Here is a 23,456-nt window from a genome sequence, read left to right on the forward strand (position 1 = left end):
CTCCTTCCCCATTACGGAGCCAAGACTCGTTGATGGAGAACGCAGAGCAGATACTCTTTATTGTATCATCAGACACATTGCTCCTGCCAGTCTCTACTAAAGAAATAAACCCAGGAGACTTATTAATTTTCTGTGCAAAGTGCGCCTGGGATAGGCCAAAATGCTCTCTGATCTGTTTTATTCTGTCTTGCAACAACATTTCAAAATCCCTCATTGACAAATCGACAAAGTAGCCTTACAATTAAAATCAATTGCCTAGTACTTTAAATTGGTGGGTGAGGCAAAATGTTCCCGTATTTAATTTCAATTCCGATCCTGTCAGAAATTACCAGAACAAAAGAGAAGCAACTCAGAAAGATGTATGCCCAGATAATCGATAACGACTGTGTTCCTCTCCCGGCAATTCCTTTTGACCAGCAGGAGAAATATGCCAAGGATTATCTCTTGAGATCTCAATACGTAGACATTGATCTCATGCAGGAAGCCACTCCCGATTCCGATACTCCCTACCTCTCAGAAGGAGTACAGAGGTTCTTCCAAAGAACCAATGTTGTCAGAAAAGCATTGTCAATTCAGGCTGCATATGCAGCCGACCGAACCGTGACTGCAAAACTAACAGAACTAGCTTCCAGTTATGGTATGTCATACAGGACACTCATGCGTGAAAGGAGCCGCTTTATGAAACACACATCCTTGATGAACCTTCTCGCCGATCCAAACAAGGGAGAAGACACCGTTGACAGATATCGCACCTGCTGCTTTTATTGCAGGGACTATATCATTGCCAGACACGAATCAGCAGGGCGGCCTTCGGACAACAGCATCTTTAGGGAAACTAAGAATCTGAGGTCCTTCTCCTGCTCGCAATGTCCATATTACCCGGACTTCAAAGCCAAGTCTCATGGCAAGGATATCATCATTCCGGTTGCAACCTGCCGCAGGAAGTCAACCCATATGATCACTCCAAACACCCGGGGCACGGTGAATACCATCGTGAATCGAATCCCTGAACAGGAGACATTCATGGCTTGGGCCGGTGTCAGGGCATGGATAGCAAAATGTCAGCACACCATTCCGAGAATAAAGCCTGACGCTACTAACTTTTGCTGGTGTGCCGACCACTCCGTCCTGGACATTATCGTCAAGACCAAAGTTTACAAGGATGGGCACTTTGATACGGGGCGTGTATGGATAACAGGAATCATGGATGTGGCAAGCAATATGCTTGTCGGGTATACGCTTTCCACAAACCCGAATTCTGAATTGATCGCCCATACCTTCTCGACAGCAGCTGCCTTCAAGGCCGATTCGCCAGTAAATGGTATTTGTCTATACTGGTATTGCGACAATGGCAAGGACTATCGCTCGGAGCTGATGAAAGGACATCCGCACACTGGAGAAGAGCCTCCGCTCTACCTCAACAAGGATTTCTGTGAATCCGGCTTTTTGGAGTGGCTGGGGATTACGCAGATAAAGGCCAGGTATTTCAATGGACGCGCGAAACCCATCGAAAGGGCATGGCGCATCATTGAAGATGAGTTCATCTGTAAAATGCAGGGATACTGTGGGAATAAGCCATCAAACCGCCCTGCAACATTGAATGATGATATAAAGAGCGGGAACCTCTATACCATGGAACAGTTTGCAGACATCTTTGCGGACGTCATCTATCCCGGCTATAACAACCATAAAGCTACAGGAGAAAGCGAGTCTCCTATGGAATTGTATCTTCGTCTTCCAAAGGCCAAAACCATCGTTCCTGCATGGAGAACTCTGGCAGTATTGAAGAAAAAGAAGAAAACATATTCCGTACACCAGGATGGAATCCATTATGGCAAACTGGATAACAAGCATCCTCTGGTCTACTGGCACCCGGGACTGGCTCGGTTCATCAGGCCCGAAAAGCCTTATGAAAAAGTACAGGTCTACGCCTTTGACGAACCCTTCAATCGCTCCATTGCCATCGTGTATGGTCAGGTATATATCGGTGAAGCACATCCTGTGCAAGGGCTGAACTTCATCGAGGAGCGACGCTATAAAGTCATACAGCACATGAAAGAACAAGCCACACAGTTAAAAACTTATTCTTCCAATATTATAGCAATCCAACGAAATAGAACGAAAGCTTGACAGCAGTGGTACTATGAAGCCAAAGAGGCGATTGATATGCTGCACAATGAAGCAAGAAAGTTATTACTCAAGGCACTGGAAACCACGCACAACGCAAAAGAGGTTGCAGAGTGTTTCTCCGTACACATCAGTACGGTTTACCGTCTGAAAAAGCAGATGGATGAAACCGGCTCAGTTGAAACCAGAACCAATCTCCGTGGCCGGAAACCTGTATTGAGTGCGGAAGACATCAGTCGTATTGATGCGCTGATCCAAAACCAGTCTGACATTACCCTGCAGGAAATCATCAATACGCTGCAGCTGAAAGTCAGCGATGAAACCGTGCGCAAAGCCATTCTGAAGCTGGGCTATGTCTATAAAAAGAAATCTCTCCATGCCAGCGAACAGGAGCGTTCCCGATGTGAGGGAGAAACGCAGAAATTGGGAAAAGAGTATGTCTAGGTACAATCCCGCAAAGCTGGTATTTCTGGATGAAAGCGGCGTCAATACCGATATGACAAGGCGGTATGCCCGAGCCGTCGGCGGAAACCGATCGGTGGATTCTGCTCCGCTCAATAAGCCGAAGAATACAACCATTCTGTCCTCTGTCCGACTGAACGGAGAAACTGCGTATACAATCTATCAGGGCGGAACAACATCAGAACGGTTTACAGAATACCTGAAGACGGTATTGATTCCCACACTGGAGCCTGATTCTGTAGTGGTAATGGACAATATGCGTTCTCACCATACAGAGGCTGTAAAAAGCCTTCTTGAGCAGGCGCGGGTCCACTATGCGTATCTTCCGCCCTACAGCCCAGATTTGAATCCGATTGAGAAAATGTGGTCAAAGATCAAGGCTTTTTTGAGAAAGAAAAAGGTGCGGCTGGCCCAGAACCTCCCAGATGCGGTGAGACAGGCTTTTGATACCATTACTCCGCAGGACTGTGCAGGCTGGTTCCGTTCCTGTGGCTATTCGGGATAATTTGTTGGATTGCTATAAGAAAGTTCACAGGATTGTATTGCAGAATAATCTAATAGAAAAAGGAACAGGCATCCCGGCAATCGATAATATTGCATATGGGCAGGTCATCGATGAAGAAAGAGATAAGAAAGAAGCAGTGGACGACCCACGTATTCCTGAAGAACTTAAAGAACTCGCGATCAAATATCAGAGCTTTGATATTGAACCGGAAGCGCCCGATATTATCGGCGACTTCCTGATCAAACTAGGCCAAAAGGAGTAATCATATGAACCGAACTTTCCTACCGACAATGAAAACCAAATCCTATGCGGAAGTCATGGGGACCATCAAGATGGGCATCAAGCAGAAGAAGCTGACTGCCATATTCGGCACTCCAGGCTCGGGGAAGAGTTCACTGTTGGATGATATCGTGAATGAGAATCCATGTGCTCACCGTATTCTATGTTCTCCAACAATGACAATGAAAAACCTTCTGGTGCAGATAGGCAACTGCATAAACACCCATGTCAAAGGAGATACTTACATGGTTCAGAAGCAGTTGACTGATGCATTGCTTACTGATCCAAATCATATTCTCCTGTTTGATGAATGTGAGTACCTTCACAGAGGAAACGTAAGCAAGATTGATGTGCTGCGACAGATTTATGACGAATCCCACATCCCCATGGTCCTCTGCGGGACATATCAACTACAGGCGCTGCTCTCCGGAGCAAACGATCACAATCAGCCGCAGATATTCCGCAGATTATTCAAAGCAGAATTCAAACTAGTAACAAAGGAAGAATTCACGACTTATCTTGATGAGCTCGAACCCCTTCTGCTGATCCGTTTCACGCCAGAAGTAAGGAGTGAGCTATTTGCGCTCTGTACTGACATAGAAAACGGAGGTCTTGGCATCTTCATCTATCTTCTTGAGAACACACTTACTTTCATAAGACCGGAATGGGTTGATATTTGCATAGCGTATAAGAACAACACAACACCGTATGATACCTCTCAGCTTAGCTCCGTTGTGATTGACAAAGATATCCTAAAACAAAGCAGCAGATTTCAAATGAAGAAATGAGCACCATCCCTTCACTTCCTCCACGAAATGTGGAGGATTTTTTATGTCTCGATGGAGGATTTAACTCTATCTTTTCTGACACTTCCCCTCCGCCTATCAAAACCAAAACGGAGGACTTATAGTGGCAAGGCATCTACCGAAAAATATTGATGACTCATTAGCTATGGAAAAATGGAGAGTTCAGATTAGAGTTTTGTGACACTCTGAATAACCAGGTACACGTACCTTTACAGCATCTTCTTTATCTGTAAACATGCCCAGATAAATCTTATTCTTCTTGAATGATATAGACGCAACCCAATGTCCGGTCCTCTTATCTTGGCGAACGCCTCTTACCCCGGATGTGTTTGATTTGAAAAGTTCTCATTCTGAGTCCGGGAGATCAACAACACTATTATAGAAATTATTTCTTTATAGATTGTTCTTACATACATTGATCAACGCTTGCTCCGCAATATCTTTCTTGCAAGTAATAACGTGTATTTTTTATTTACTAGTATATTTATAACCACAGAAACAAGCAGTATTTCTATAGTTGTTTTTATAGCTAAACCAACCCATCCTATATATCCCTGTACAGACGTGTTAATTGTCAAATTAACAAATAGTATTGAACAAGTCATTATACATATATCTGTGACAATATACTTAATGAAAATATATATATTCCGCTTTATAATGTTTTTTCTTAAATAAAGTGCAAAATAAAGCGTATGGAATGTTAATGCCGCTATTGTTCCTAATGCTACACCTATCAATCCAAATCTTTTCACAAAAATAACTGACGTTATAATGTTTATTGAAAGAGAAATAAATGCACCATTTTGCGTTTGTTTGTAATGACCAGCTGCCTTTACAAGTCTAGCATAAGGAGTTCTATAGCACTGCATACCAAATGCAAATGCCAAAAGCATCCCGAACAATGGTTGATAATAATTTGCATCAGAAACACCGTTAGTATATACAATTACAAAAGGCGCAATTAAGGCTCCTGTTGCTGTAAAAAGAACAGTAACAACAGAATGAATAAACCACTCAATGAATCCAAAAGATTCATTCAACTCTGGCAATTCATCTTTCGCAATCATATTTCCCCACATTGCCTCCAAACTATTTACTGTAGTCATCACTATTTGAGTAATTCCATAAACGACACTGTAATAGACAGTATAAATTGACACATTCGTCAACGTTGACATTGAAGTTAATACTACTACATCGGTATTATCTAATACAACAGAGGCTAAGTGCTGTGCAAATCCGTTCCATTTTTGCTTAATTGGATTCTCAACAATTGAAACATGTTTATCAATTTGATAGTGTTTCTTTACATAAATATTTAAGAAAATCGGTCTGAAAATATAAATAGAAGCAGATACCAATCTTACTACATGAATTGGCATCCCCAAGCGCATAAGCATAATGCACAGAACGGTATTGACAATTAATGTAGCTGAATTCAATATATACTGAATGTATCCTTTTTGGTCTGCATTCAATAGCAACTGATATGTCATTCCCCAAAAATACTGTGAAAGTAGACTTAATGAAAGAATGACTATTAATGATGCGGTAAATATAAAATCGGCATCCGTTGATGTTATAGACGTAAAAACAAAACAAAGCACCAAAATATACACTATAAATATAACTGCTATTTTTCTAAAAAAGTTTTCTGATGCCTTAACAATTTGGGATACTGATACTCTATCTCCTACAGCCAATGGTTTATATAAATTTGATTGAATAACCGGTCCAATCCCCATTTCCAAAAATGTAATAAATCCCAGAAATTGTGTTATTGATGAAACAAGACCATTAATCTCAGATCCATAATAAACCAACATTGCTCTTGTTAAAACAAATCCACATATCAGTGTTATTAATTGTCGTGAAAGACCAGCAAATGAATTATAGAAAAATTTTCTTTTTCTGTTCAACTCATTACTAGTTTTGTTCATTACATCACCGCCATCTCTTTGTTTGTCATTCATCTTCTCGAAAATAGAGATTAGATTTGAATCCCATACAAATTTTAACTAATATTACGAATCCTAAGCATCCTAAAAACCAATATTTGAAAAATTCATGCGATGAATTTCTAATTAAATTTAGTACATAGGTTGCGGTGCTAATCGAAAAAACCAGTTCAAGAGGACTAATTGCACCGTTTCTTTCATTAATATTAAAAACTTTTGTTAATAAGAAACCTATAAATATTATAAATAAGGGCGCAAACACTTTTCCGAAATTAAGTGCAGCCTCGGCATACATGGTAAATCCAGCTCCGTAATTTATTGCAAGGTATGTCTTTGAAAACCATGAGGCAATCGGATCGTATTCAAATCCTAACATCTGAGGAATTCTCATCGTAACCATTGCCAGCAATGCCAGTATATAGCTATTACCAAATGGATATTTTACATTTTGCGAAAGGATTACAATATTAACACTCATTGAATCTCCCATTTCAAAAATAAAGTTCTTGATAGGGTTATCTCCTTTAACAAGTAATGCATTAACTATTCCTTCTGTGCTAAGGCCGAAATCTCTAATTGCTACTATGGCTTGAAGAATATATAATAAAATTAGTGCGATTATTCCTGCTTTTAACACTTTTTTTATATCAAAAGGCTTATAAAAAGAGTGATGCATCCATAACAACACAAGAAGCCTGTAGAACCAGTTTCCTCTATCACCAGTCAAAAGATCCAAAATAATGTATGCCGCAAAAATAATATATACTAGCTTTAATGTTTTTTTTCTATAACCACTTCCAATAAGCAATCCTACTAGACAAGTAAAAAACATCTGCGAAAGTATCATGTAGTTTGTTGATGTAGTTGCATTCGCACCGTAGTAAAGGCCACCATAACCATATATTAAAGATAACCTTACTTGCTGAATTAGTTCGAGGAATGTTATGGGTATAACTACAAAGCTAACTACTCTTGAAACATTATAAACCACATACGTTTGCTTATTCATTGGAATATGCATCGCACTACTTAATTTTCCGTAATCTGTTTTTTTGATAAAAAGCATATACCCAGTATTTATTGCCAAGATACACACTAGGAAAAAAACTTGCGCCAGCAAAATATCTGCATTATTGATAGCTATATGCTTATATAAAGAATCTCGTATCTCATTTTTTGAATGAATACCTAACGCCCAAAACAAGCACTGCCCAAAATTAAAAGCAAATGATACAAATATAAAAATGGTATACAATGTAAAAATTTTACCCGTTTCTTTATACTGCATAAATATTATAAAGAGAAGAACACCTATACCCAGCCACGAACATAAGAATATCCATTCATGAGATATATCCCTAGATGAAGGAAGTAGTGTTGTTGTAAATACATAAAGGATGTAGACACTAAAAAAAGCTATCATAGATTTTACACCGCTACGATTAACAAGCATCTTTACTCTCCCCCCTGAATTCTTAAAATGTATTTTTCCCAACTTGCAACTATTTCTTCCTTAGAGTACAAATTTCTAACTTTTCTTGCATTATTCCCCACTTTCTTTCGCAGTTCTTCATCATCTATAAGCATGTCCAATTTAGAAAACAACTGAGAATCATTTCCTGTTTGTATTAAGAACCCGTCTACTTCGTTCGCCACAAGTTCTCTAGGTCCACCAGATGGACAATCTGTTGATATTACAGGAAGTCCAATAGCCATCGCTTCCATTAATGAATTCGGCATGCCTTCGTAATCAGAAGAAAGCACGTAAACATCTGTGTTAACCAGTTGTTGATGAACATTGGAGCAAAAACCTTTAAAAACAATATTATGCTCTAATTTCATTTTGCGAGTAAGTTCTTTCAACTCATTTTCTAACTCACCGTGACCAAAAACTAGTAATGTGTATTCAGGATGTTTATCAACAAACTTTCGAAAAGCCGTAAACAACATTGGGTAGTTCTTTTGTTCACACAACCGTCCCACAGCTGCTATAGTGTAATTCAGCCCATAGTTTTCTTTTGTCGGTAATCCTTCTTTTATAGGATTTGCAATTACAATTCCTTTTCTTTGTAATTGTTTTGAGCAGCTAGACATTGCCTCATTTGTCTGAAACACAATTCCCTTAGCTGTAGGGTAGAGTATTTTTCTCATAACCTTAAATACAACGCTCATTTTTTCATGTTTTGGCGCGTTTCTTTCAGATATGATCAAATTCTTTCTCAATGCCAGATTGCAAAAACAGCTTAATACATTTTCAAATATACAAAATGACACATACACATTGGCATTTTGCCTTTTCATCTCTTTTAAAAGCAAAATAGGTAACAGTAATAGTCTTTTTCCTCTAGAAATGTTCTTGTTTGTAAGAATTATTTGATCAATAGACTCATTTAAGTAATATGACTCTTCTTCAGACTCTCTGAACATTATTATCGATACTTCATATCCTCTATGTGACAATTCATTAGATAACACTGAAATTACTCTTTCAGCGCCGCCGCTACTCATTGAGCCAATTATAAATGTTATTTTCATATTTATGACCATTCCTTTCCGCTGCGCTCCAAGGCACCAAAGGAGATGAAACACAGGTACCTCTAACGCAGCCAGTTAAAATTTGTTAGAATATGCTTGAGGAAGCAGGCACACTACAGAGCACGTGAAGGTGAGTAGGCTCAGCCTTGCGCTGGACTGAATATTTATGCCGGATGCTCTTTCAAGCACCAATGAGTAGGGCTTAGCACCCTGTAACCTTATCTTTGGAGAGACGAACTACTTCAATCTTTCAGTGAACGTCCAGTCCCTGCCTGTTCCCTCAAATATTATTTCGAGGGGATGTGTTATGCTCAAAATCGTATACCGTATCTGCTGTGGGATGGATGTCCACAAATCCTTTGTCATCGCCTGTATCGCTTCCACCAACGAGCAGGGCGTAACAAGCTACAAGAGTAAGCGCTTTTCCACTTTCACCGGAGATTTGCGGCGGTGTGAGGCTTGGTTGGCTGAGAACAACTGCAAGGATGTGTGCATGGAATCCACAGGAAAGTATTGGATTCCCATCTACAACATTCTGGAACCTACCTGCAACATTGTTCTGGCTCACCCTAAATACGTGAAGGCAATTCGGGGAAAGAAAACTGACAAGCGCGACGCTATGTGGATCGCCGACATCTTCAAGCACGACCTTGTTTCCGGCAGCTTCATCCCTCCGGCGGATATTCGCCAACTTCGGGATTTGATGCGCTATCGCTGGAAACTTACCAGTTTCACCACCGGCGAGAAAAACCGGGCGCAGAATTGCCTTACCGTTTCCAACTTCAAATTGGACGATGTGTTCTCGGATGTCTTCGGCAAGGCCGCCTCTGCTATCATTGCCAGAATTTTAGAAAATCCTACGGAAAAGATCACAGATGTTTCCGGCTTCCGCACCAAGGGCATGAAAGCCACTGACGAGGAAGTCCTTGCCGCTTTAGACGGAGAGATGTGTGCCGAACAAGCTGAAAAGCTCAGCATCATCCGTTCTCACATGGACAGCCTTGAAATGTGCAAGGCCAATCTGGAGTCGCTGATTCTGACAACCGCAGAGAAGTATCTTCCCCAACTCAACCTTGTTATGACGGTGCCGGGTATCCAATCCTTTGCCGCGATTGGCATCATCGCTGAAATCGGAGTGGATATGTCCGTGTTCCCCACCTCAAAGCATCTTTGCTCTTGGGCAGGTCTTACGCCGCAGAACAACGAAAGTGCGGGAAAGAAGAAAACCACCAGAATCAGCAAAGCCGGAGCTTACATCAAGCCGTTGCTTGTACAATGCGCCCTCTGTGCCATCCGCACGAAAAGCAATCCCGAAATCCGAAACCGCTACCTTTCGTTAAAAAAACGCCGGGGCCACAAAAAAGCCATCATTGCCATTGCAAGAATGCTGCTGACTACCATTTACAACATTCTCAAGAAGAATGAACCCTATGACACCGAATTATATCGGTGCTGCAACACTCCGCCAGAACACAGAGCAGTTTCTGTGGAGGAGGCCATCTTCATTTTACAAAGACAAGGCTATCTCGTGACGCCCAGCGCCACTTAAATTATACAGCTTCCCCGCCTCTTTGAAAAGCCCGCTTTTTTGGGGGGATTAGGTTTGTGCACCCTTCTTCGGAACGGTACTCAAATTACAATGTTTCAACCTTTTACCTTCTCTTTGAGTACATATAAAACAGGAAGTACAATCTATGCTGCAAGGCAAACTTTATAAGTTTTCCTTTCTTCTCCTCATAATATACCTTACTAATTGCCTCCTGATAAAAATCATTATTTAAATTATTGTTAATGTCCTTAATAATATCAACAATACTCTTTTCTTCATAAAACCGCGAGCAAACTACATTAAACAAATTGTGCACCAAATTACGATATATCTGGGTGTCAAAAGAATATGAACTATTCTGAAGTTCATTAAATAAATGTTTTCCGATTAATTCAGGTCCATTCCACGGAAACGGTTTCCTATTCTTTGTCATAGAAAGCGGATTTAGCCTATACATATACAAACTTTCATCAGTAACAAAGACTGAATTTGCATATGTCAACGCAGGTTTTGAACATGCTTGATCCTCTCCTATCTTTATCGCGGGATTCAATGACATTTGAGCTTTAGTATAAATATCTCTTTTGATTGCTTTTGACCATATAGAAGGGCTTAAATAATTACCATCCTCAGCTTCTATCAATTTAGGATACAATTCTTGTTCTATTTCTTCCTTCGAATATAATCCTGGTCTTTCTCCGAATATATGTTTTTCTGAAAAACCATCCCTAAAATGTGTGGCTCCAAAGCAAATATAATCAGGGTGATATTTCACTATGATATTCTCTAAACTATCAAAATAATTTGGAAGAACAAAATCATCTCCATCTACATTTAGAATATACTCACCTGTAGCTACGCTACATCCTGCTTGCCTTGCACTTACAAGCCCACCATTTTCTTTGTGTACAACTTTGATTCTTGAATCAATCAAAGCGTACCTGTCGCAAATTTCCGGCACTTTATCTGTAGCACCATCATCCACAAGAATTATTTCCACATCCGTATAATCTTGCGAAATCAAGCTCTCAATACATTCTGGAAGAAACTTTTCAATATTATAGCAAGGAATAATCACACTAAATCTTAACATTTTTCGTACATACCTCTAGTCCAATCACTAAAAGTTTACTCATAGTCTTCTTATGGTTTCCGATACAACAATGTTTTTGTCAAATAATTGTTCCATTCTTTTTCGACCTTCTAAGCCCATGTTTTTTCTTTCATCATATGATAGACTAATAAACTCTTTCATTGCATTATACAAATCATCAGCATCACATTTTTCAACAAGGAATCCACTTTTATTATTTTCAATGGACTCCAGGCAACCGTGTATATTAGTTGTGATTACAGGTCTTCCCATTGCTGCGCTTTCTAGATTTGTATTTGCCATTCCTTCATGCCAAGACGGCAATACAAAGCAATGACACTTCTCAATAAATGGTCTTACATCTTTCTGGTATCCATGGTAATGAAGCCAACCTTCACTCTCGTATTCCTTTATCTTCGCTTTGTAATCTTCTTCATAACCCCCTAGGACATCCAGCTCGCAGTTAACACCATCAGCAATCAATTTCTTCATTGCTTCGAAGAGTTCATCAACTCCCTTTTCAGCCATCACGCGTCCCATAAACAAAAACTTCGTTACTTCTCCGTGTGGGTATTCATATACTTGAAACTTACCTAAGTCGACCCCAGCGCCATTCAATCGATGTGTCTGACTTTCCCTTACTATTTTTTCTTTAATAAATATTTGTCTGTTTTCTTCATTTTCAAAGAACACAACTCTAGCATTTTTACACGCTACTTTATTCATAATAGTTACTATTTTTTTTAGTAGACCGTCATTTTCAAATGCACTACCAAGTCCAGTTATATTAACTGCATAAGGGATTTTTGCTAACCGGCAAGCTACTCCACCATAAACATTAGGCTTAATTGTATATGTGATAACCAAATCAGGCTTAATTTCATTGATTTCTTTTCTATAATTTAAGAATAGTTTTATGTCTGCCAATGGATTTATTCCGCGTCGATCAATAGGAATACTAAGAAGTTCACAACCTCTTGCGGTTAGTTGTTCTTCCGCAAATAACTCTTCTTCCAAATCAGAAGGTGGAACAATTGCATATACCTTATTATTTAAAGCAATAAGTTCATCAATTAGCATTCCTCTAAAATCATTCAAGCCAGAAGAACAATTACATATAATTAGCACTCTTTTATTCACTGTTTTCTCACCATAACTTCGTTATACTTCATCATGTAGGTTCCAACTTCGTAGTTCTCACCTACAACGCATTCATTAGCCTTTCCAGCAAGATTGTTTAGGATTAGTTTCATATGGTCTGCACCACTCTCATAAGCATGAGGGTATCCACCACCGAAACGAGGATTAACTTCAGAAATGTAGTACTCTCCGCCTACATCGAAGATGTCGATATCAATCTGTCCACTATATCCAGCTTCGGAAACAAACTTTTTGATCAAATCAAACAGCTTTTCATCTTTAAAGGATTCAGCCTTATCAGTCTCACCGGCACGCATAAGAATCTTCTTCTTAGTGAAGATAGAAATAACCTCTCCACTGATCATATCGATGTAAACATCAGCACCGATTTCTTGGCCATCAAGGAATTCCTGAATCATTAGTCCTTCACTATGTGAGAAAAGAAGTTCGATAGTCTCTTTATCGTACACCTTAGAAATAGCAATGCTTGCACTACCTCTAGCTGGTTTCACAAATACAGGGTATTGCGCTTTCCCGGCTTCCACATCTGCGTAGAATTCCTCTTTATTCATATAGGATTTCGCGCACTTATATCCATGTGAAGTTAACCATTTGTACATCTCATACTTATCCAGCGACATTTCGCAAAGCTCATATGAAGAACCAATAACGGTTGTACCTACTGCTGCGAACTTCTCTTTGTTCTCTGCTAACAGGGAAAGCTCCGGATCAATAAGGCTAAGAACGCCATCGATTTTTTCTTTCTTACATATGTCGAGAATAACATCCAAATATCCCGGGGCTGTCATTCTCGGTACAGTAGAATATTTATCTGCCTCATAAATTGAAGGTGCTAAATTACTCATATCTGTACAGATAACATTTCCGTCACCTGCTAATGCCTTCTTAAAATACTGTACAATCTTATTTCTTGTTCCTGAGCTTAAAAGTAATATATTCATCTTTTTTCCGTCCTCCTCAAATCATTGAATTCATAACATACTGTTCCGGTTTCCACGCATTTCTTACAATCTTAAGCTCATCATTTTCTTCTACATAAACATCAGGAAAATACTTGATAAATAATGGAGTAAGGCACATTGTGTATGCTCCAACCTTATCATAAATAATCTTGTCACCAACGCTTAATTCAGGTTCATTTATTGCGGTAAACAACCGGTCATGTTCCATACATGTATATCCACAAATAACTTGTTTTGGAATCCGCTCTTTGTCGCTATGTCTTTCATATGTATGAAAATATGACGATTTTGTCATCAGTGGATCAATACTGGTTCTAGTTCCATCTGTGACAACAAATCGATTGAACTCAGTATCTTTTACATCAACCACGGTGGTGACATAACTTATTGGCGCACCAATAACTGCCATCCCAGGTTCAACGATAAGTTTTGTTCTTTCCTTATTAAAATGCTTTGATAATATATCTTCCATTAGAGAAAGATACTCATCAAACTGTGGTTTGGTAGACAATCCTCCAAAAAATCCTCCACCAACATCAATAAAAGCTAGGTCAAATCTAAATTCTTCTTGAACTTTACATGCCATTTCTGCAATTGCACGGTAGATATCAAGTCCTCTTGATTTAGAACTTGTGTGAAGATGAATTCCTGATATTTTTACATTCTTCTCTTGAAGCTTGCGGACTACTTTGGATAACTCTCCATTTTCATAACAGAATCCAAATCGTCCACCTTCTTCAGCACATTGTGACTGGCCAGGACACATTTTTTCGATATCAAAATTGATACGAATCCCGACTGTCCTTTTGGCTTTCTCAACCTCATCAAGCCATTCGATCTCCCGTTGGGAATCAATGTTAACAATACATCCGTTCTCTAATGCCTCAATAAAAGTGTCCTTTGTTTTGATAGGGCCGTTATAAATAATGCTGTTTTTTTGAACACCGATCAATTTCGCAAGATTGTATTCATCCTCAGATACTACCTCTGCATAACAACCTAACGTATCAAAATGTTTTATTACCCAAGGTAAAGCATTGGTTTTATAAGAATACCCAACAATGTAATTGCCCCAATGTTTTTCCATTGCATCTTTTAACTTTTTGAAATTAGAATCAAGTTCCTCTTTATGTATCACATAATATGGTGTTTTTAATTCCATACTTTTTCCCTCAATTAGTCCCATCAAAATCTTCCATTGTGTCAGACGTTGCCGATGAGATTCCTTCTTGCTTTATAAATGCCTTTTCTACCGTTTGGAATAGAATTTTCAAATCCCCCAGGAAAGTTATCTTGTCAACATACTCACAGTCCAGTTCAAACTTATGAGTCCATGTGATAGAGTTTCTTCCATTTACCTGAGCATATCCCGAAAGTCCAGGCCTAACATCATGTCTGTGTCTCTGCTTTTCTGAATAAAGAGGTAAATATTGAACCAATAAAGGGCGAGGACCAATCAAACTCATGTCACCCTTAATAATGTTAAAAGCTTCCGGAATCTCATCTAGACTTGTTTTTCTCAGAAATCTGCCATACTTGTTTAACCGGATTTCATCAGGCAGGAGATTTCCGTCCTTATCTTTCCTGTTGTCCATGGTACGGAATTTAATGAGTCTGAATATCTTCTCATCCTTACCAGGACGCTCCTGGAAAAAGAATGGATTTCCTCTCATGAAGATTGCACCAAGGATGATAAGAATTAAATACAACCACCAAAATAAAGCTACCGCTAAAAGACCGCATAATAAATCGATTGGTCTTTTAAAATATTTCTCATATGGCCCATATGGTTTGTGACTCATTTACTTTCCCCTCTTAACTCTTCCCAACATCAAAACAACAACGGCACCAATCGCAGCACCCATTGTGTTATCAAACACATCATCAAACTCGGCAAAACCGAGCTTAAATAACAACTGGAGGAACTCGACTGTTCCGGATAAAAAGCAGGCTGAAGCTACTGTGAAAATCAGCTTTCTCTTCCAACTGCCATCAACGCAAAACGGAACAAGAAGACCAAATGGTACGAAGAATAGGATATTCAGGAGTATCTGTCTTGCCTGTGCATCAATTTTTCTCCATGACCAGAACAGCTGAAAGTTGTATTCCCTGTAGTCTTTCGGTTCCCTGCACAAGAGTGTTGTGTATATGATAAATCCTATGTAGAGGACTAATAGGATTCCAGCTATTATTCTTTCCCTGTTCTTCCCCATCACTCAAAACAAGCCTTGATAACTTCAATAATCTTTCTCTGCTCACATTCCGTCATCTTGTTATCAGACGGCAAACACACACCACGAGCAAAGATATCAGCGCCAACATCTTCTACACCACCAGCGATATAAGCGTTGGTCCGGCAGCGGATACTACCCTCTCTTCCAACACATTCATGCATTCTGTACATTGGCTGCATATGCATCGGTTTCCAGATCGGACGACCTTCCGCATTGATAGAAGCTATTGCTTCTAAAATTTCAGTCGGGCAGGACTTTCCTTCTTCTGGCCTGTAGCATACATCTGCTTCCCCTCTTACCTGCTTGCACATAGCATCAGGATCTATTATCAACGCACTCAGCCAATAGTTCGGTTCGGTAGCTTCTACAACCGGATTCATCTGAACCGGTAAGCCTTTCAGCCCATCTCTGTATCTCTCGTATATTGCTTTCTTCTGCGCGATATGCTCTTCCAGGTACTTGTACTGTCCCCTCACCACGCCAGCGATGACATTACTCATACGGTAGTTGTAGCCGACTTCCTCATGCTGATACCAAGGGGCATTTTCTCTAGCCTGTGTACTCCACTTTCTAGCTCTGTTCGCATCCTCAACATCACTACACAGCAGGCAACCGCCAGAAGAACCTGTGATGATTTTGTTTCCGTTATAGCTGACTGCACTATAATCCCCAAAAGAGCCACACTGCTTACCATCAATAGTTGCCCCCATAGCTTCAGCAGCATCTTCAATCAGCAGAGCCCCGTGCTTCTCGCATATTCTCTTGATCTCATCCATCCGTCCGGGGAATCCGTAGAGTTCAGCAGATACAACGAGCTTAACCTCTGGATAGAGTTCAAAGGCCTTCTCCAGAGCAACGGGATCCATGTTCCAGCTATCTCTTTCTGTGTCGATAAACACAGGAATACCGCCTTCATAAACCACAGGATTCAGAGTTGCGTCGAAGGTCATATCAGAGCAGAATACCCTCTTGCCTTCAAGTGCACCATGGCTAATTGCAGGCTTTCCGTACAATCTCTCACCAGCCAACTTCACACACAGATGCAGAGCAGCAGTACAAGCAGAAAGACCAACAGCATAATTGACCCCTGCCTTTTCAGCAGCGATTCTTTCAACTTCATTTATGTTTTTACCAACCGTGCTCATCCAGTTGGTCTCATATGCTTCGGTTATGTACTTTAATTCCTCACCATGCATGGTTGGACTTGCCAGCCATATCTTGTGATCAAATGCTTCAAACTTTCTTTTAAACATGTCCTTCTCCCCTGGTCTGTTCTTTTCTTATATATTTCCTTGGTGCGTTCTTTTGCACTTTTTCCTCTTCTCATCCACACTTCTACCTTCCTCGCTCCGCTCTTATTCCCCCTACTCTTTTATGGGTGGTTTTGTGGTTGAGCGGAAGTGAGATGTAGTAGTAGGGATGGGTCGATAGATGATTAGGGATTCACCCCTACATGCACCTCTTTTTTTCTCTTTTCCGCCCATTTTCAATCCCTCTTTCCCCCTCTTTTCCACCCCTCCCGCACCGTCATACTCACCAAAAAGTGAGTAGTAAAATTGGTGAAGTTGATAGGTAGACAGATAATTAGGGATTGGTGTCGAGAGTGAGGTGTCGATAGATGATTAGGCATTGAAGGTGAAAGTGAGGGTCGATAGATAATTAGGGATTGGTGTCGATATGCACCTCTCTACTACACTTTTACCTACCTTTTCCTCCTCCGCATCCTCTGTGGTGTGGCATTCCGCACTCCTATTCATCTTTTTCCTTCTCCTCAACCCGTGTGGTAGGCAGAATAGAGGAAAAATAGCGGAAAAGTAGTGAATAGTGATGAATACGGGTGTGATATGGAGCTTAGTTTTTGTTGCTTTTTTACGGTTGATAGATGATTAGGGACTAATTCCAACATTTAGTGTCACAACTATATCTTCTATTGAATATTTCCAATCGCTTTACATTCATTCCATGCATCTGTAGGATTCGTAGACACGCCCTCTATCCCAATTGCATATCCAGTAATCGTGACATTGATATCGTCAATAGCTGCATACTCTGCAATAGAAATTGATCGCATAGTCATCTGATTTGTCAAAGCACTTGTGCTTTCCCCTGGACACAACACTGTCATCTCAGTATCTCCATAAGCGTAAACAACCTTTCCACTATCCTCACAAACAACACACCAATCATTATCAGTATCAAATAAGAAAAGTGCTCCATCTACCGTTGTCGGCATATCTACTTGAATAAACACATACATTTCTTCTGTTGCATCACTATATACAACAGGCTTTACATCAAAACTATCCCCCGGTCCCACTTCTGTTGCTGACATATCAGTCGTAAGATTAAATTGGAACACCGTTTTTTTATTAAGTTTTGATGTTTCACTATTTGTAAAAAACAAAGAAGTTATGGCATATACAATCATTGTTGCCCCAAGCAAAATCCCGCAAGCAACTCCTATCCTGACCGCTTTTTTATTCATGTAGAATCACCTCTTGATTACTCCTTTGTATTCTTACTAGATAGGAAAAAACAATCTTATCTGACCATTTATTTGTGATTACAACAAATCATTAATCTCTCCCATACAAATCTCTTGTATAGACCTTATCCTTCACATCATCCAGACAACTGTCATATCTGTTTGCAATGATTGACTGGCTCATTGCTTTAAACTTCTCCAGATCATTTACAACCTTACTTCCAAAGAATGTATCTCCATCTTCCAGTGTTGGCTCATAAATAATAACAGTCGCACCTTTTGCCTTAATACGCTTCATAACACCCTGAATACTGCTCTGACGGAAATTATCAGAATTACTCTTCATTGTCAAACGATAGACACCTACCACAACTTCTTTTTCTTTCCCTTTATTCCAAGTGTCATTTGCCTCATATCCTCCGGCGATTTCCAATACACGGTCAGCAATAAAGTCCTTTCTGGTTCTATTACTCTCTACGATGGCAGACATCATATTCTGAGGAACATCCGCATAATTTGCCAGTAGCTGCTTCGTATCCTTCGGCAGACAATATCCTCCGTATCCGAAAGACGGATTATTGTAATGGGTTCCAATTCTCGGATCCAGACATACTCCATTGATAATGTCCTGTGTATTCAGTCCCTTCATCTCAGCATAAGTATCCAGTTCATTAAAATATGACACCCTGAGTGCCAGATATGTATTGGCAAAAAGCTTGACAGCCTCTGCTTCAGTAAATCCCATAAAAAGGGTATCGATATTTTTCTTGATTGCTCCCTCCTGCAGAAGTCCTGCAAAGATCTCTGCCTTTTCGCGAGTGCCATCGTCACAACTCACAATGATCCGGCTTGGGTAGAGATTGTCATACAGTGCTTTCGATTCACGCAGGAATTCCGGGCTGAATATAATCTTGTCTGTGTTATATTTCTTTCTGACAGATTCGGTATATCCTACCGGAATGGTGCTCTTAATCACCATGATAGCTTCCGGATTCACCTTCATCACAAGCTCAATCACAGACTCCACTGCAGAGGTATCAAAGAAATTTTTCTTGCTGTCATAGTTGGTAGGAGCCGCAATGATGACGAATTCTGCATCCTTATACGCAAATTCTCCATCAGTTGTGGCTGTAAGATTTAGTTCCTTCTCTGCCAAATACTTTTCAATATAATCGTCCTGAATCGGACTTTTTTTATGATTCAGCATCTCTACCTTCTCAGGTATGATATCAACGGCTGTCACCTGGTTCTTCTGAGCCAACAAAACAGCCAGAGACAATCCTACATATCCGGTTCCTGCTACTGCTATTTTTCTATTCATATCGTTTTCCCATCCTTATACTGCATAAAATTCCTTATACCACTGAGCAAATCTTCTAAGCCCTTCTCGAAGTGGTGTACTGGGTTTGAATCCATAATCTCTTTCCAGAGGCTCTGTATTTGCATAGGTAATCGGAACATCCCCCGGTTGCATCGGAACCAGTTCCTTATGGCTCTCAAAGTCGTAATCCTCCGGAAGCACACCGGCGCTGATCAATTCCTGCTGTAAGATATCTACAAAATCCAGAAGATTTTCCGGATTCTGATTTCCAATGTTATACACTGCATACGGCGGCACCGGCAAACCATCTTCTCCGGTCTTTCGCTCCGGAGCACCCTGCATGACTCTCTTTACACCTTCAACGATATCGTCCACATAAGTAAAATCTCTCTTACAGTTTCCATAGTTGAATATCTGAATCGTCTCACCTTTCAGCAGCTTATTCGTAAATCCAAAGTAAGCCATATCCGGCCTTCCGGCTGGTCCATATACCGTAAAGAAGCGAAGACCTGTTGACGGAATGTTATAAAGTTTGCTATAGGCATGAGCCATCAATTCATTACTCTTCTTCGTAGCAGCATATAAACTGACAGGGTTATCAACCTTATCATCAGTACTGTATGGAACCTTTTTATTTGTTCCATATACGGAGGAACTGGAAGCATAGACCAGATGCTCCACACCTACTTCATCGTTATCATAGCTGTGCCTGCAAGCCTCCAGAATGTTATAGAATCCGATTAAATTTGACTGAATGTACGCATCTGGATTTGTAATGCTGTATCGTACACCTGCCTGCGCAGCAAGATTTACGACCACTTCCGGCTTATACTCATCAAAGATTCCATCAATTGTTTCTTTATCAGAGATATCCCCTTTGATAAATATCCACTGACCATCCATCTTCTCTATTTCTTTCAGTCTCCATTCCTTGATGGATACGTCATAGTAATCATTCATGTTGTCGATACCAACAATCTTTATATCTTCAATTGTCTTCAAAAGTTCGATTACAAGATTCGCTCCAATGAATCCTGCCGCTCCGGTTACAAGAACGGTCTTTCCTTTTAAATCAATTTTCTGCATCTTTTTTCTCCAAAAAACTTAAATTTAGTTCTTTTTATATAATCAAAGCCATATTGTACATTACGTTTCATAATAAATGTCTGAGGCATATCAAAAGCCTGTGGGTTTATCCCTGCAGGCTTTTGTCCATTCTATTTTTAATTTTTTCGTACATGAGTGGATGAACACTCTTCATCACTGATTGTGGCAATTTAATTAAGCAGTAATGAATTCCTGAGTATTTCTCCCATTTCTTTCATCCCCCGTAGGCTTCTCCCCCACCGGATGAAACGTACTAACCATTTCTTCCACCATCTCAACAATATTTTCACTATTGTTATAACTAGCATCTGCCAGTTCTACTAACTGTTCCAAGAACACCTCAATATCAAAAGCAACCGGCTTCCCGATATGAATCAGTTCATTATCCGTCTTCTTTATACCTTCTTCTGCCATCAGCTTCTCTTCAAACAGTTTTTCTCCCGGCCTCAGCCCGGTATATTCCACCTTGATATCCACATCCGGCTTATACCCTGACAAATGAATCAGGTTTCTTGCTAATGTATCGATCTTCACCGGTGCTCCCATATCCAGCACGAATATTTCTCCACCCCAGGCATAGGTTCCCGCCTGAAGCACCAGACTTACCGCTTCCGGAATCGTCATGAAATACCGGATAACGTCTGGATGTGTAACCGTAACCGGTCCACCTGCTTCAATCTGCTTTTTAAAGAGTGGAATAACTGATCCATTGCTTCCAAGCACATTTCCAAACCGTACAGCTGCGAACTGTGTACCCGTACGATTTTTATTTTTTACAGATTCTATTTTGATTTTCTTATGTTCTTCCGTTACGGCTTTTCCATTTTTAAGCTGCGATAATTCTCCACTCTTCATCCCATCCCGATGTGCATGAAGATGCGGGAGCAGATCCATTCGTCCTTCCCTGCTGATTGCATCCATAGTCTGGATAACCATTTCGCAAAGACGTTTCGAAGCACCCATAATATTAGTCGGGTTTACAGCTTTATCCGTACTGATCAGAATAAACCGTTTTGTCCCATACTTCATTGCCGCAAAAGCAGTTTTATATGTACCTACCACATTGTTTTTAATTGCCTCGTTCGGGCTCGTTTCCATAAGCGGTACATGTTTATGGGCTGCCGCATGGAACACAATATCCGGTCTGTATTTTTTGAAGACCATATCCAGTCTTCTGCTGTCACGTACAGACCCGATCAGCGTCACAAGATTCAGTCGATCTCCATATTTACGCTTCAGTTCCTGCTCAATTTCATAAGCATTGTTCTCATAGATATCAAAGATAATGAGCTGTTCCGGCTCGTGTCCGGCAATCTGTCTGCACAGCTCTGAACCAATACTTCCACCACCACCAGTTACCAGGATTCGTTTCCCTTTAATATACTGGAAAATTTCATCCATATTGACCTTGATCGTATCACGACCAAGAAGATCTTCCACCGCCACCGGTTTCATCTTACTCAGTGATACTTCTCCATTTGCCAGCTGATATACGCCCGGAAGGCTCTGAAGCTCACAATGCGTTTCCTTACAGATATTCAGGATCTCCCGCTTGTCTTCCATAGAAGCAGTCGGAATCGCAAAAAGGATCTGATCCACATGGTACTTCTCCACCATTGCCAGAATCGAATTTCTTCCGCCAACGATCGGAATCCCATCCATCAGTCTTCCCCATTTATTATCATTGTCATCAATGATACAGACCGGACGCGCATTCACCTCAGCAGAATTCTTCAGATCACGCACAATAATCTGACCCGCAGCTCCCGCTCCGATCACCATTGCCCTGTGAAGCGCATTCTGCTCTTTATCCCGCCTGGATCGTTCCATATTTACAAAGCGGTAGGCAAATCGAATCGCAGTCACAAGAGAGAACTGCATAATAGCCCCTATAATATAGTAGGAAATCGGCATTCGTTTCACAAAAATCGTAATTCCAAAAAGGTGAAAAAAAGTCGTTATGGCAGATGATACTATGATTCGATTCAGTTCACTGAAACTCGCAAACCGCCACAAGCTGTTATATAATTTCAAAAAATAAAAAACGACAACCGTAAACAGCGTATAGACCGGCGCAAATTTTAAGAACGAATATAGATATTCCTTGGGAATAAGAGAAAAGCGCAAATCAAACCGAAGCCATAATCCCAGGAAATAAGAAAAATTGATTGCCAGCACATCATAGATCAATAGATAAAACGCAATAATCTCCCAGTGCTTGAATTTTCTGTTTAACTTTGCTCTGAGACCGCCTGCCAAGTTTGCATTTACGTCCGTAGTTTGCTCAGTATCTTGCTTTTCTTCTTGCATATTGTAATAACCCAACCCTCTAAACCTTGCACTTTCTTTTATAACCAGTATTTTTATCGTATAAAAAATGATGTTTCTAGCAACGTAGTTATTTCAGTTCCATTTTTTACACGGTTTTGGAAATAATTTCCAATCCCACTTCAACTCTCTGCATTCTTCCGAACATTTCGATTTCCAGCCAGGCTTTACGCTTGTGGCGGTCAATCTTTCGAATGAACGCTTCCATCCCTTCAAGAGGTCCGGACAATATTTTCACTTGTGAATTTTCAATTATTCCTTCTGACATTTGAACGATCTTATCCTCACCGCCGAAATGCTGAATAAACTCAACTTCCTCATCGGTGAGTGGAACGATCTCCTGACCGGTTCCGATCATCTTGGTCATTCCATCAATGTGTTTTAATTCTTCATATAAATCATTCAAATAATCTGTAACCACAAAAACATAACCGGGAAATAGAATCTTTTTCTGAACAGTCCATTTACCTCGGAAGTGTTTCTTCTCTTCATACTGAGGTATGAAACATTCTTCCATAATACTTTTGTCTATCTTCTTTTC

The 23,456-nt window shown here is 40.2% G+C and carries 21 protein-coding genes and 1 pseudogene; 6 read left to right on the forward strand and 16 right to left on the reverse strand.

Annotated elements, in window-relative coordinates; genetic code table 11:
• Positions 1–10 precede the first annotated feature (10 nt).
• A pseudogene (locus ACTNBR_RS02670) lies at positions 11–214 on the reverse strand (helix-turn-helix domain-containing protein); the annotation flags it as partial.
• A gap of 71 nt (positions 215–285) precedes the next feature.
• Between ACTNBR_RS02670 and ACTNBR_RS02675 the strand changes: the two are divergent.
• From ACTNBR_RS02675 to ACTNBR_RS02695, 5 genes are read left to right on the forward strand one after another with little or no spacing between them, the layout of a single operon-like run.
• On the forward strand, positions 286–2,130 hold the full coding sequence (locus ACTNBR_RS02675; protein WP_441015664.1) for a hypothetical protein: 1,845 nt from the start codon (positions 286–288) through the stop codon (positions 2,128–2,130).
• A gap of 36 nt (positions 2,131–2,166) precedes the next feature.
• Entirely contained in the window at positions 2,167–2,571 is a 405-nt protein-coding gene (locus ACTNBR_RS02680; protein ID WP_441015661.1) for a helix-turn-helix domain-containing protein, read from the forward strand.
• Entirely contained in the window at positions 2,564–3,094 is a 531-nt protein-coding gene (locus ACTNBR_RS02685) for an IS630 family transposase (RefSeq protein WP_441015659.1), read from the forward strand. The genes ACTNBR_RS02680 and ACTNBR_RS02685 overlap by 8 nt, the downstream gene beginning before the upstream one ends.
• Before the next feature lie 4 nt (positions 3,095–3,098).
• Positions 3,099–3,356 (forward strand): hypothetical protein, encoded by a 258-nt coding sequence (locus ACTNBR_RS02690; protein WP_441042661.1) that lies wholly within the window; start codon positions 3,099–3,101, stop codon positions 3,354–3,356.
• 4 nt (positions 3,357–3,360) lie between these two features.
• Positions 3,361–4,161, forward strand: coding sequence for an AAA family ATPase (locus ACTNBR_RS02695; RefSeq protein ID WP_441015653.1), 801 nt, complete (start codon positions 3,361–3,363; stop codon positions 4,159–4,161).
• A 437-nt stretch (positions 4,162–4,598) separates the two neighbouring features.
• Here ACTNBR_RS02695 and ACTNBR_RS02700 read toward each other — a convergent pair whose 3' ends face one another.
• Genes ACTNBR_RS02700 through ACTNBR_RS02710 form a run of 3 tightly spaced genes read right to left on the reverse strand, consistent with a single transcriptional unit; the run spans position 4,599 to position 8,675 of the window.
• Positions 4,599–6,155 carry a sugar isomerase gene (locus ACTNBR_RS02700; protein ID WP_441015650.1) on the reverse strand — a complete coding sequence of 519 codons (1,557 nt, stop codon included), beginning with the start codon at positions 6,153–6,155 and terminating at the stop codon, positions 4,599–4,601.
• Entirely contained in the window at positions 6,148–7,593 is a 1,446-nt protein-coding gene (wzy, locus tag ACTNBR_RS02705; RefSeq protein WP_441042662.1) for an O-antigen polysaccharide polymerase Wzy, read from the reverse strand. Before wzy ends, ACTNBR_RS02700 begins: the two co-directional genes overlap by 8 nt.
• 2 nt (positions 7,594–7,595) lie before the next feature.
• Positions 7,596–8,675 (reverse strand): glycosyltransferase, encoded by a 1,080-nt coding sequence (locus ACTNBR_RS02710; RefSeq protein ID WP_441015647.1) that lies wholly within the window; start codon positions 8,673–8,675, stop codon positions 7,596–7,598.
• A gap of 307 nt (positions 8,676–8,982) precedes the next feature.
• Here ACTNBR_RS02710 and ACTNBR_RS02715 point away from each other — a divergent pair, with 307 nt between their 5' ends.
• Positions 8,983–10,224, forward strand: coding sequence for an IS110 family transposase (locus ACTNBR_RS02715; RefSeq protein ID WP_441015644.1), 1,242 nt, complete (start codon positions 8,983–8,985; stop codon positions 10,222–10,224).
• A gap of 103 nt (positions 10,225–10,327) precedes the next feature.
• Here ACTNBR_RS02715 and ACTNBR_RS02720 read toward each other — a convergent pair whose 3' ends face one another.
• From ACTNBR_RS02720 to loaP, 12 genes are all read right to left on the reverse strand, one after another.
• On the reverse strand, positions 10,328–11,317 hold the full coding sequence (locus tag ACTNBR_RS02720) for a glycosyltransferase family 2 protein (RefSeq protein WP_441015641.1): 990 nt from the start codon (positions 11,315–11,317) through the stop codon (positions 10,328–10,330).
• A gap of 39 nt (positions 11,318–11,356) precedes the next feature.
• Positions 11,357–12,457 (reverse strand): glycosyltransferase family 4 protein, encoded by a 1,101-nt coding sequence (locus ACTNBR_RS02725; RefSeq protein WP_441015638.1) that lies wholly within the window; start codon positions 12,455–12,457, stop codon positions 11,357–11,359.
• Positions 12,454–13,419 carry an ATP-grasp domain-containing protein gene (locus tag ACTNBR_RS02730; protein WP_441015635.1) on the reverse strand — a complete coding sequence of 322 codons (966 nt, stop codon included), beginning with the start codon at positions 13,417–13,419 and terminating at the stop codon, positions 12,454–12,456. Before ACTNBR_RS02730 ends, ACTNBR_RS02725 begins: the two co-directional genes overlap by 4 nt.
• A gap of 16 nt (positions 13,420–13,435) precedes the next feature.
• The gene (locus ACTNBR_RS02735) at positions 13,436–14,602 is read right to left on the reverse strand and encodes a hypothetical protein (protein ID WP_441042663.1); all 1,167 of its coding nucleotides are present in this window, start codon (positions 14,600–14,602) and stop codon (positions 13,436–13,438) included.
• Between the two features lie 10 nt (positions 14,603–14,612).
• Positions 14,613–15,242, reverse strand: coding sequence for a sugar transferase (locus ACTNBR_RS02740; RefSeq protein WP_441015629.1), 630 nt, complete (start codon positions 15,240–15,242; stop codon positions 14,613–14,615).
• A complete protein-coding gene (locus ACTNBR_RS02745; protein ID WP_441015626.1) occupies positions 15,243–15,653 on the reverse strand; it encodes a VanZ family protein in 411 nt (136 codons plus the stop codon).
• Positions 15,653–16,927: a DegT/DnrJ/EryC1/StrS family aminotransferase gene (locus ACTNBR_RS02750; RefSeq protein WP_441015623.1), complete on the reverse strand. Its 1,275-nt coding sequence runs from the start codon at positions 16,925–16,927 to the stop codon at positions 15,653–15,655. Before ACTNBR_RS02750 ends, ACTNBR_RS02745 begins: the two co-directional genes overlap by 1 nt.
• Positions 16,928–17,601: 674 nt before the next feature.
• Entirely contained in the window at positions 17,602–18,159 is a 558-nt protein-coding gene (locus tag ACTNBR_RS02755; RefSeq protein ID WP_441015620.1) for a hypothetical protein, read from the reverse strand.
• 91 nt (positions 18,160–18,250) lie between these two features.
• Positions 18,251–19,480: a nucleotide sugar dehydrogenase gene (locus ACTNBR_RS02760; RefSeq protein ID WP_427805841.1), complete on the reverse strand. Its 1,230-nt coding sequence runs from the start codon at positions 19,478–19,480 to the stop codon at positions 18,251–18,253.
• A 15-nt stretch (positions 19,481–19,495) separates the two neighbouring features.
• A complete protein-coding gene (locus ACTNBR_RS02765; protein WP_427805842.1) occupies positions 19,496–20,566 on the reverse strand; it encodes an NAD-dependent epimerase/dehydratase family protein in 1,071 nt (356 codons plus the stop codon).
• A gap of 195 nt (positions 20,567–20,761) precedes the next feature.
• Complete coding sequence (locus ACTNBR_RS02770) at positions 20,762–22,897, reverse strand: polysaccharide biosynthesis protein (RefSeq protein ID WP_441015617.1); 2,136 nt, start codon at positions 22,895–22,897, stop codon at positions 20,762–20,764.
• A gap of 106 nt (positions 22,898–23,003) precedes the next feature.
• Positions 23,004–23,456: antiterminator LoaP (loaP, locus tag ACTNBR_RS02775; protein ID WP_441042664.1), on the reverse strand; the 453-nt coding region annotated here is incomplete at its 5' end.

It is taken from the genome of Bariatricus sp. HCP28S3_F11, assembly GCF_052065395.1.
GTDB lineage: Bacteria > Bacillota > Clostridia > Lachnospirales > Lachnospiraceae > Allocoprococcus.